General features: G+C 76.0%; 2 protein-coding genes. Both read left to right on the top strand.

Annotated elements, in window-relative coordinates:
- Window positions 1-2,559, top strand: a 2,559-nt coding sequence (locus KUM38_RS43185; RefSeq protein WP_217137236.1) for a type I polyketide synthase, incomplete at its 5' end; no start/stop codon positions are given.
- Window positions 2,556-12,559, top strand: a 10,004-nt coding sequence (locus KUM38_RS42735) for a type I polyketide synthase (protein WP_254398558.1), incomplete at its 3' end; no start/stop codon positions are given. The genes KUM38_RS43185 and KUM38_RS42735, both read left to right, overlap by 4 nt.

Here is a 12,559-nt window from a genome sequence, read left to right as displayed (position 1 = left end):
TTCCGCACGGTGCTGGAGGGGGTGTCGTACGCGGCCCCGCAGATCCCCGTCGTCTCCGATCTCACGGGTGAGGTCGCCGCGCCGGGTCAGCTGGAGGACCCGGAGTACTGGGTGCGCCAGGTCCGTGAACCGGTCCGCTTCGCCGACGGCGTCACCGCGCTGGACGTCCGGAACGGGACCGTGCTGCTGGAAGTCGGCCCCGACGGGGTGCTCACCGCGATGGCCCGCGAGTGCCTCGGCCCGGCCTCCGACACGCTCGCGGTCCCGGCGGTCCGCCGCGGCCGGCCGGAGCGGGCCGCCCTCGTCTCCGCCCTGGGCGCGCTGCACGCGCACGGCACACCCGTGGACTGGTCCGTCTTCTTCACGGGCCACGGCGACGCCCCCGTCGACCTGCCGACCTACGCGTTCCAACGCCGGCGCTACTGGCTGGACCCGCTGCCGGACCCACGGACCGCCCACGGCGGCGCCACGGACGACCCGGACACCTGGCGGTACCGCGCCGAGTGGGCCCCCTGGCCGGGACCGACGGATGCCCGGCTGACCGGCACATGGGCGGTGGTGAGCCGTCCGGGGAGCCGTCTCGCCGACACGTGCGCACGGGCACTCGAACAGCGCGGGGCCCGCGTGACCCGGCTCCGGGTCGACACCCCCGAGTGCGCACGCGGCCCGCTCGCCGAGCGGCTGAGCGGACTCGGCCCCCTCGACGGCGTCGTGTCGCTCCTGGCCGACCTGCCGGGCGACCACCGCGATCTGCCCGGTCTCACCCAGGGCCTGGCCGCGACCCTCGCGCTCCTCCAGGCGTTCGCCGACACCGGCCCCGGCGGCCGACTGTGGTGCGTGACCTCCGGCGCCGTCTCCACCGGGCCGTCCGACCCGCTGACCCACACCGCACAGGCGCAGATCTGGGGGCTCGGCCGGAGCGCCGCGCTCGAACTGCCCGGCCTCTGGGGCGGCCTGGTGGACATCACGGCCCCGGACACCGCCACGACGAGCACGTCCGACGACCCGTCGACGTGTGACGCCGTACCGGACGGGCCCGGGACGCCGAGCCGCACCGACGTCTTCTCCCGCCTCGCCGACGTCCTCGCCCACGGCGCCGAGGACCAGGTGGCGATCCGTCCCGACGGCGTCCGCGTACGGCGCCTGGCCCGCGCGTCCGCGCCGGCCGCGTCCGCCGACAGCGACGACACCCTCTGGCAGCCGGCCGGCACGGTCCTCGTCACCGGCGGCACCGGCGGCCTGGGCGCGCACGTGGCACGCTGGGCGGCCACCGCGGGCGCCGAGCGGATCGTCCTGGCCGGCCGGAGGGGCGCGCGGACCCCGGGCGCCGAGGAACTCGCGGCCGAACTGACCGCCCTCGGCACGAGCGTGCTCGTCGAGACCTGCGACATGGCCGACCGGAGCGCCGTGGCGGCCCTCGTGGGACGCATCGACGCCGACGGGCCGCCGCTGCGCGCGGTGGTGCACGCCGCCGGGGTGACCCAGGCCGCGCCGATCACGGACACCGACCCGGTCGAGTCCGCGCGGATCACCGCGGGCAAGGCGGCGGGCGCCACCCACCTGGACGCCGTGCTCGGCGACCGTCCGCTCGACGCGTTCGTGCTGTTCTCCTCGATCGCCGGGGCCTGGGGCAGCGGCGCCCAGGGCGTCTACGGAGCCGCCAACGCCCACCTCGACGCGCTCGCCGAGGACCGGCGCACCCGCGGCCTGGCCGCCACGTCCCTCGCGTGGGGGCCGTGGGCGGGCGGCGGCATGGCGGAGCAGGACGACGGGGACCAGCTCGCCCGGCGCGGACTGCGCGCGATGGACCCCTCCGCCGCCGTGCGGGCCATGGCGCGTGCGGTGCGCCTGGAAGACACCGGCGTGATCGTCGCCGACGTCGACTGGAACGCCTTCACCCCCCGCTTCACCTCCCTGCGCCCCAGCGCCCTGCTCAGCGGCCTTCCCGAGGCCCGCGCCGCCCTCGCCACGCGGCCCGCCCCGGCGGCCGGCCCCGGCCCGGCCGACCCCGGCCTGGCCGGACGGCTGGCCGCGGCGGGCCCCGCCGAACGCGACACCATCCTCCTGGACCTGGTGCGCGACGAGGTCGCGGCCGTCCTCGGCCACACCTCGGGCGCCCAGGTACGGGCCGACCAGGCGTTCAGCGACCTCGGATTCGACTCGCTGACCGCCGTCGACCTCCGGGACCGGCTCAGCCGCGCCACCGGCGTCGACCTGCCCGGCACCCTGGTGTTCGACCACCCGACCCCCGCCGAACTGACCGCCCGGCTGCGCGCCGAGCTGACCGGCGGCGACCGCTCCCTCCTCGCCCCCGTCCTCGCCGAACTCGACGGTCTGGAGGCCGCGTTCGACCGGGTGGCGGACGAGGACCCGCAGACCCGGGCCCGGGTCGCGCTGCGCATGCGGCGCTTCCTGGACCGGCTCTCCTCCCTCGGCAGGGAGGACACCGCGGCACCGGACGGGGCGGGCGTCGAGACCGCCTCCGACGACGAACTGTTCGCCCTGCTCGACCACCATCTCGAAGCCCCCGGGCAGGCCCCGAAAGGTGACCACTCATGAGCGGCAGCGAAGACAAGCTGCGGGACTACCTGAAGCGCGCCACGGTCGACCTCCAGCGGGCCCGCGCCCGCATCGCGGAGCTGGAGCGGCCCGAGCCGATCGCCGTCATCGGCATGTCCTGCCGCTATCCCGGCGGCGTCCGTTCGCCCGAGGACCTGTGGCGGCTCGTCGCCGACGGCGTCGACGCGATCGGTGACTTCCCCCTCGACCGGGGCTGGCCGGTCGACACCCTCTACCACCCCGACCCCGACCACCTCGGCACCAGCTACGCGCACGAAGGCGGATTCCTCGACGGCGCGGGCGACTTCGACCCCGGCTTCTTCGGGATCAGCCCGCGCGAGGCGCTCGCCATGGACCCGCAGCAGCGGCTGCTCCTCGAGACCGCCTGGGAGGCGTTCGAACGCGCCGGCGTCGACGGGCGCGGCCTGAAGGGAAGCCCCACCGGGGTCTTCGTCGGCGGAACACCCACCGGCTACGGCGCCGGTGTGGAGCGCATGCCCGACGGCGTCGAGGGCTACGCGCTCACCGGCAGCGTCGGCAGCGTCATGTCCGGCCGGGTCTCCTACGCCCTCGGGCTCGAAGGCCCCGCGGTGACCGTGGACACCGCCTGCTCGTCCTCCCTGGTGGCCCTGCACCTCGCCGTCCAGGCGCTGCGGCAGGGCGAATGCACCCTGGCCCTGGCCGGCGGGGTGACCGTGATGGCCACCCCGGCCGCCTTCATCGAGTTCAGCCGGCAACGCGGACTCGCGCCCGACGGCCGGTGCAAGCCGTTCGCCGCCGCCGCCGACGGCACCGGCTGGTCGGAGGGCGTCGGCATGCTCCTGGTGGAGCGGCTCTCCGACGCGCGCCGCAACGGCCATCCCGTCCTGGCCGTCGTCCGCGGCACCGCGGTCAACCAGGACGGCGCCAGCAACGGCCTGACCGCGCCCAACGGCCCCTCCCAGCAACGGGTGATCGAACAGGCCCTCGCCAACGCGGGCCTGGCGCCCTCCGACATCGACGCCGTGGAGGCGCACGGCACCGGCACCCGGCTCGGCGACCCCATCGAGGCCCAGGCCCTCATCGCCACCTACGGGCCCGGCCGCTCACCCGACCGGCCGCTCAGACTGGGCGCGGTGAAGTCCAACCTGGGCCACACCCAGGCCGCCGCCGGAGTGGCGGGCGTCATCAAGACGGTCATGGCGATGCGCCACGGCACCCTCCCCAGGACGCTGCACGTCGACGAGCCGACGCCGCGCGTCGACTGGTCGTCCGGCGCGGTCGAACTGCTCACCGACACCGTCGACTGGCCGCGCGCGGCCGGTGAACCGCGCCGGGCCGGCGTCTCCGCGTTCGGCGCCAGCGGCACCAACGCCCATGTGATCCTCGAAGAGGCGGTCACCGAGCCCGCCGCCCCGGCGGACGAGGACGGCGCGGCACCGCACACGACGCCGGGCACGCTGCCCTTCGTCGTGTCCGCCCGCGGCGAGGCCGGCCTGCGGGCCCAGGCCGGCCGGCTGGCCCGGTACACGCGGGCCGGCACCGGCACCCCGCTCCCCGCCGTCGCACTCGGCCTCGCCGTGCACCGCTCCGCCCTCGAGGACCGCGCGGTGGTCCTGGCCGCCGACCGCGCCGGCCTCGTGGCGGGCCTGGAGTCCCTGGCCGCCGGCGAACCCGGCACGGGCGTGGTGCGGGGCACGGCCCGCCCGGTCACCCGGCCCGTGCTGGTCTTCCCCGGCCAGGGCTCCCAGTGGCGGGGGATGGCCGCCGGCCTGCTGGACGGCTCGCCGGTGTTCGCCGAGCGGATCGCCGCGTGCGAGAACGCCCTGGCACCCCACGTCGACTGGTCACTGACCTCGGTCCTGCGCTCGGAGTCCGACGACTGGCTGGACCGGGTCGACGTCGTCCAGCCCGCCCTGTGGGCGGTGATGGTGTCGCTGGCCGCGCTGTGGCAGGCGCACGGTGTGCGGCCCGCCGCCGTGGTGGGTCACTCGCAGGGCGAGATCGCCGCCGCGTGCGTCGCCGGCGCGCTGACCCTGGAGGACGGCGCGAAGGTCGTCGCGCTGCGCAGCAAGGCCATCCTCGCCCTGTCTGGCCGGGGCGGCATGGCGTCGGTCGGCGCCCCGGTGGAGCGGGTGACCGAGCTGATCGCCGCCCACGACGGCCGGGTGTCGGTCGCCGCGGTCAACGGCCCGGCGTCGGTGACGGTGGCCGGCGAACCGGACGCCCTGGACGCCTTCCTCGAGGACTGCGCCAGGGCGGACGTATGGGCACGGCCGGTCCCGGTGGACTACGCCTCGCACTCCGTCCAGGTCGAGTCCCTGCGGGAACGGCTCCTGGCGGAGCTGACCGGGATCCGGCCCACCGCCCCCGCCGTGCCGTTCTACTCCACGGTGACCGCCGGCCCGCTGGAGGACGACGCCCTCGACGCCGAGTACTGGTACGGCAACCTCCGCGCCACCGTCCGCTTCGAGGAGACGGTACGGCTGCTGCTGCGGCAGGGCCACGACGCCTTCATCGAGGCCAGCGCCCACCCCGTCCTCACCACGGCCCTCCTCGGCACCATCGAGGCCGCCCGCTCCGAGGCGCTCTCGCTCGCCACCCTGCGCCGCGACGAGGACAGCACCACCGGATTCCTCACCGCGCTCGCCCAGGCCCACGTCGGCGGTGTCGACGTGGACTGGCGTCCGCTGCTCGCCCGGCCGGGCGCGACCCGCGCCGACCTGCCCACCTACCCGTTCGTGCACGAGCGGTTCTGGCTGGGGTCCGCGCCCGCGGAACAGCCCGCCCCCGCCCCCGCCGCGGGGAGCACGCAGCCCGACGAGGCCCGCTTCTGGGAAGCCGTCGAACGCCAGGATGTCGACGCCCTCACCGCCCTGCTCGGAGCGACCGGCGAGGCACAGCGCGCCGCCCTCGCACCGGCGCTCGACACCCTGGCCGTCTGGCGCGACCGGCGCCGCCTCGACGCCACCGTCGACGCATGGCGCTACCGCGTCGTCTGGCGGCCCCTGACCGCCACCCCCGCCCCGACGCTCACCGGCACCTGGCTCGTGGTGTCCGCCGACGACGCCGACGACCCCGCGTTCGGGGAGCAGTGCGTCGAGGCGCTCACCGCGCACGGCGCGCGGGTGGTGCGGCTGCCGGTCACGGCGGCCGACGTCGACCGCGCGCCGCTGGCCGAGCGGATCGCCGCACTCCGCGCCGACCTGCCGGACGACGGGTTCACCGGAGTCGTCTCCCTGCTGGGCCTCGAGGAGCGGGCCCGGGAGGACCACCCCGCGCTCTCCCGCGGCGTCGCCGCCACGATCGTCCTCGCCCAGGCCCTCGCCGACACCGCGCCGGGCGGCCCCCTGTGGTGCCTGACCCGCGGCGCGGTCTCCGTCGCGAGCTGGGACCCGCTGACCCGCCCCGCCCAGAGCCGGGTCTGGGGCATCGGCCGCGTCGTCGGCCTGGAGTTCCCCCGGCTGTGGGGCGGCCTCGTCGACCTGCCCGCCCGCCCCGACGCCCGCGCCTGGGCCCGCGCCGCCGGCGTCCTCACCGGCGCCCACGGCGAGGATCAGGCCGCCGTACGCGACTCCGGTGTCCTCGTCCGCCGGCTGGTCCGCGCCTCGGCCGCGGACCGGCCGCCGGTACGCGACCCGCGGCCCACCGGCACCGTCCTCGTCACCGGCGGCACCGGCGGACTCGGCGCGCAGGTCGCGCGGTGGGCCGCCGAGAGGGGCGCCGAGCGGCTGGTGCTGACCAGCCGGGCCGGTATGAACGCGCCCGGCGCCGGTGAACTCGTCGAACGGCTCACCGCGCTGGGCCCGCAGGTCACCGTCGTCGCCTGCGACATGGCGGACCACGAGGCCGTGACGCGGCTCGTCGCCGACATCGACGCCGAGGGCCCGCCGCTGCGGGTCGTCGTCCACGCGGCCGGCCTGGGCCAGGCCAGCGCGCTCGCCGACACCGACCTGGCCGAGAGCGCCCGGCTGGCCGCCGGCAAGGTGGCCGGGGCGGCCGTGCTCGACAGCGTCCTCGGCGACCGCCCGCTCGACGCGTTCGTGCTGTTCTCCTCGATCTCCGGCCTGTGGGGCAGCGGCATGCAGGGCGTCTACGCGTCCTCCAACGCCTACCTCGACGCCCTCGCCGAGCACCGCCGCTCCCGCGGCGCCACCGCCACCTCCCTCGTCTGGGGCCCGTGGGCCGGTGCCGGCATGGCCGACGACGAGCGGGCCCACGAGATCCTCGCCAGCCGCGGCGTCCGCATGATCGACCCGCGCACCGCCATCGCCGCGATGGACCGCGCCCTGGAGCTGGACGACACGGTCGTCGTCGCCGCCGACATCGACTGGGAACGGTTCATCACCGGCTTCACCGCACTGCGGCCCAGCCCGCTGTTCGGCGAACTCCCCGACGCGCGGCGCGCACTGAGCGCCGCCACCCCGCAGGACACCGCCGCCCCCGCCACCAGCGGCCTCGCCCGCCGCCTCGCCGAGGCCGCACCGGCCGAGCGCGACACCCTCGTCCTCGACACCGTGCGCGCCCAGGTCGCCAAGGTCCTCGGCCACTCCGCCCCCGAGGCCGTCCCCGCCGACCGGGCCTTCCGCGAACTCGGCTTCGACTCGCTCACCGCCGTGGACCTGCGCAACCGGCTCAACGAGGCCACCGGGCTGGCGCTGCCGACCACGCTCGTCTTCGACTACCCGACCTCCCAGGTGCTCGCCAAGCACATCCTGACCGCCCTCAGCGGCGAGGAGGAACGCACCGCCCTCCCCGCCGGACGGACCACCGCCCGCGACGGCGAACCGATCGCGATCGTCGCGATGGCGTGCCGCTTCCCCGGCGGCGTCACCAGCCCCGAGGAGTTCTGGGACCTCATCGCCGCCGGCACCGACGCCGTCGGCGGCTTCCCCGCCGACCGCGGCTGGGACGTCGACGGACTCTACGACCCCGACCCGCAACGCCCCGGCACCTTCTACACCGACGAGGCCGGATTCCTCGACGCGGCCGGCGACTTCGACGCCGACTTCTTCGGCGTCAGCCCCCGCGAGGCGCTCGCCATGGACCCCCAGCAGCGCCTGCTGCTGGAGACCACCTGGGAGCTGTTCGAACGGGCCGGCATCGCCCCCGACGCGCTGCGCTCCAGCGACACCGGCGTCTTCGTCGGCGGCACCCCCACCGGCTACGGCACCGACGTGGCCCGCATGCCCGAGGGCATCGAGGGCTATGTCCTCACCGGCAACGCGGGCAGCGTGATCTCCGGCCGGATCTCCTACCTGTTCGGCCTCGAAGGCCCCGCACTGACCGTGGACACCGGCTGCTCCTCCTCCCTGGTGGCACTCCACCTGGCCGTGCAGGCGCTGCGCCGCGGCGAGTGCTCGCTCGCCCTGGCCGGCGGGGTGTCGGTGACCGCCACCCCCGGCGGTTTCGTCGAGTTCAGCCGCCAGCGGGCCCTGGCGGGCGACGGACGCTGCAAGCCGTTCGCCGCGTCCGCGGACGGCATGGGCTGGTCCGAAGGCGTCGGAGTGCTGCTGGTGGAACGCCTCGACGAAGCCCGCCGCAACGGCCACCCCGTGCTCGCCGTCATCCGTGGCAGCGCCATCAACCAGGACGGCGCCAGCAACGGCCTGACCGCCCCCAACGGCCCCTCCCAGCAGCGCGTCATCCGGGCCGCCCTCGCCGACGCGGGCCTCACCACCGACCAGATCGACGCCGTCGAGGCGCACGGCACCGGCACCACCCTCGGCGACCCCATCGAGGCCCAGGCGCTGATCGCGACCTACGGCAGGGACCGCGACCCCGAACGGCCGCTGTGGATCGGTTCCGTGAAGTCCAACATCGGCCACACCACGTCGGCCGCCGCCGCGGCCGGGATCATCAAGATGGTCATGGCGATGCGCCACGGCGTCCTGCCCCAAACCCTCCACGTCGACGAACCGACCCCGCACGTGGACTGGTCCGCGGGCGCCGTCGAACTGCTCACCGAGGCCAGGAGCTGGCCCGCCGACGCAGCACCGCGCCGCGCCGGGGTCTCGTCGTTCGGGATCAGCGGCACCAACGCCCACCTGATCCTGGAGGAGGCGCCCGAGGACGCCACCGACCCGGACACCGAGCCCGCCGACCCCGCGCCCGGCGCGCTCGCCCCGCCCGACACCACCGCCCTGCCCTTCCTGGTCTCCGCGAAGAGCCCCGAGGCCCTGCGCGCCCAGGCCGCGCGGCTCGCCGGCCACCTGGCGTCCGAGCCGGGCCGGACCGTCCCCCTGACCGACCTGGCCCACTCCCTGCACGCCACCCGGTCGGCCCTGCACCACCGCGCCGTCATACGGGCCGCCGACCGCGAACACCTCCTGCGCGCACTGGAGAGCCTCGCCGCCGGCACCCCGGCCGCGGGGCTCGTCGAAGGACCGGCCCGGCACGGCGAACGCGTCGTGTGGGTCTTCCCCGGCCAGGGCTCGCAGTGGCCGCGCATGGCCGTCGGACTGCTCGACCACGCACCGGTGTTCGCCGCGCAGATCGCCGCCTGCGAACAAGCCCTCGCCCCCTACGTCGACTGGTCCCTGGAGGAGGTGCTGCGCGCCGACGCCGACACCGCACAGGCGTGGTTCGCCCGCGTCGACGTCCTCCAGCCGGTGCTGTGGGCCGTGATGATCTCCCTGGCCGAACTGTGGCGCGCGTGCGGCGTCGAACCCGCCGCCGTCGTCGGGCACTCCCAGGGTGAGATCGCCGCGGCGTACGTCGCGGGCGCCCTCGGCCTGGAGGACTCCGCGAAGATCGTCGCCCTGCGCAGCCAGGCCATCACGGCCCTGTCCGGCCGCGGCGGCATGCTCTCCGTCGGGGAACCCGCCGAGCGGGTCGCCGACCGACTGCGCCCCTGGGACGGCCGGCTGTCGGTCGCCGCCGTCAACGGTCCCGCCTCCACCGTCGTCTCCGGCGACACCGCGGCACTCGACGAATTCGCCGCCCTGTGCGCGGCCGAGGACGTACGCCACCGGCGCATCCCCGTCGACTACGCCTCGCACAGCGCCCACGTCGAGGAGATCAGGGACCGGCTCGCCGACGTCCTCGCCGGGACCCGGCCGCGCCCGGCCCGCGTCCCCTTCCACTCGACGGTCACCGCCGCCCCCCTGGACACCACCGGCCTCGACGCCGACTACTGGTACCGCAACCTCCGGCAGACCGTGCGGTTCGAGGAGACCGTCCGCGCCCTGGCCGACACCGGCCACACCGCCTTCGTCGAGATCAGCGCGCACCCCGTGCTGGTCGCGGGAGTCGAGGAGGTGCTGGACGGGACGGACCGGCCGAGCGTGGCCCTGGGCACCCTGCGCCGCGACGAACGGGACGTCGACCGTTTCCTCGGCTCGCTCGCCGAAGCCCACACGCACGGCCTGCCGGTGGACTGGACCGCGGTCCTCGGCGCCGGTTTCGGCCACCGCGTCCCGCTGCCGACCTACGCCTTCCAGCACCGGCGGTACTGGCTGGAGTCCGGCACCGGCCGCGCCGGCGACGCCGCCGGACTCGGCCTCACCCCCGTCGACCACCCGCTGCTGCTCGCCGGCACCACCCTGTCCGAACACGGCCACCTCGTCCTCACCGGCCTGATCTCCCCGCGCACCCAGCCCTGGCTGGGCGACCACGCCGTCGCCGGCACCGTCCTGCTGCCCGGCACCGCCTTCGTCGACCTGGCGATCCGCGCCGCCGACGAGACGGGCTGCGGCCGGCTCGAGGAACTGACCCTGGAGACACCCCTGATCCTGCCGCCGACCGGCGCGGTCCGCGTCCAGGTCGTCGTCGAACCGCCCGACGCCACCGGCCGCCGCGCCCTCACCGTCCACTCCCGCCCCGCCGCCGACCGGGCCGACGACGGCGACGGCTGGCAACGCCACGCCGGCGCCGTCCTCGCCCCCGCCGCCCCGGCCGCCGACTTCGACCTGACCGTCTGGCCCCCCGCCGACGCCGTCCCCCTCGACACGGCCGACTTCTACGAGCAGGCCCGCGCCTCCGGCTACGCCTACGGGCCCGCCTTCCAGGGCCTGGAACAGGTCTGGCGGGCCGGCACCGAGGTGTACGCGGAGGTCGCGCTCGGCGAACGCGAACGCGACGAAGCAGGACGGTACGGCCTGCACCCCGCGCTCCTCGACGCCGCGCTCCAGGCGTACGGACTGGCCGGCTCCGGCGGCCGGGACGCCCGCATCCTGCTCCCCTTCACCTGGAACGACGTCTCCCTGCACGCCTCGGGCGCGCAGCGGCTCCGGGTGCGGCTGATCCCCGACGGCACCGACACCGTCACCGTGCTGGTGGCCGACAGCGAGGGCGCTCCGGTGCTGCGCGCCGACTCCCTCGTGCTGCGGCCGGTCGCCGTCGACCAGATCATCGGCGGCCGGGACGCCACCCGCGACGCCCTGTTCACCGTCGAGTGGAAGCCAGTGACCGCGCCCGCCCCGGACGGCACCGACGCCGGCTGGGCGGTGCTCGGCGCACCCGGCACCCCGGCCACCGAGCGGCTGCTCGCCGACCTCGCCACCGCGGGGATCACCCCTGCCGTGTACCCGGACCCCGCGGCACTCGGCGCCGCCGTCGAAGCGGGCACACCCGCACCGGACTTCGCCCTGCTCACCCCCGCGGACAACGCCCCGGAGGCCACCCGGGACCAGCCCGGGAGCCTCGCCGGACGCGCGCACACCTCCGCCGCCCGGACCCTGGCCGACCTGCGAACCTGGCTCGCCGACCGGCGCCTGGCCGACTCCCGGCTCGTGGTGCTCACCCGGGGCGCCCTGGCCACCGGACCCGGTGAGACCGTGCCCGACCTCGGACGCGCCGCGGTCGTCGGCCTCGTCCGCTCCGCGCAGAGCGAGCAGCCCGACCGCTTCCTGCTGATCGACATGGACACGGCCGCCGGCTCCCGCCCGCTGCTGCCGGTCGCGGTCCGCGCGTCCCTCGCCCTCGGCGAGCCCCAACTCGCCCTGCGCGACGGCACCCTGCTCGCGCCCCGGCTGAGCCGGATCGGCGGGTCCGGCGCGCTGGTGCCGCCGGCCGGGCCCTGGCGGCTGGACACCGTCAGGGCCGGGACGCTGGACAACCTCGCCCTCGTCACGGCACCGCCCGCCCCCGAGAGCGAGGAACTGGGGGAGGGACAGGTCACCCTCGCGGTGCGGGCCGCCGGGCTCAACTTCCGTGACGTGCTCATCGCGCTGGGCATGTACCCGGGTGCCGCGTCGATGGGCGGCGAGGGTGCGGGTGTGGTCACCGGGGTGGGGCCCGGGGTGACCGGGCTCGCGGTCGGCGACCGGGTCCTGGGCATGTTCCAGGGCGGCTTCGGCCCGCACGCCGTCGCCGATCACCGGATGATCACGAAGGTTCCCGGGGGCTGGTCGTTCGAGCAGGCGGCGTCGGTGCCGGTGGTGTTCCTGACGGCGTACTACGGGCTGGTGGAGCTGGGCGGTCTGCGTGCGGGTGAGTCGGTGCTGGTGCATGCGGGTGCGGGTGGTGTGGGGATGGCGGCGGTGCAGATCGCCCGTCATCTCGGGGCGGAGGTGTTCGCGACGGCGAGTGAGGGCAAGTGGGAGACCTTGCGTTCGCTGGGCCTGGAGGACGACCACATCGCGGATTCCCGTTCGCTGGGGTTCGAGGAGCGCATTCGTGCGGTCACCGGTGGCCGGGGTGTGGATGTGGTGCTGAACTCCCTGGCGGGGGAGTTCGTGGACGCGTCGTTGCGGTTGCTGGCCGAGGGTGGCCGGTTCGTGGAGATGGGCAAGACGGATGTGCGGGATGCGGGGGAGGTGGCTGCCGGGTTCGGGGGTGTGTCGTATCGGGCGTTCGATCTGATCGAGGCGGCGGGTGCGGACGGGGTCGCGGAGTTGTTCGCGGTGCTGATGCCGTTGTTCGCGGCGGGTGCCTTGGTGCCGGTGCCGGTGCGGTCGTTCGATGTGCGGCGGGCGCCGGAGGCGTTCCGGTTCATGTCGCAGGCCAGGCATGTGGGCAAGTTGGTGCTGCGGATGCCCCGGGCGCTGGAGGCGGACGGCACGGTGTTGATCACGGGTGG

The sequence above is a fragment of the Streptomyces sp. AC558_RSS880 genome (assembly GCF_019049255.1).
Lineage (GTDB): Bacteria > Actinomycetota > Actinomycetes > Streptomycetales > Streptomycetaceae > Streptomyces.
This window is presented reverse-complemented; position numbering and strand designations above follow the sequence as displayed.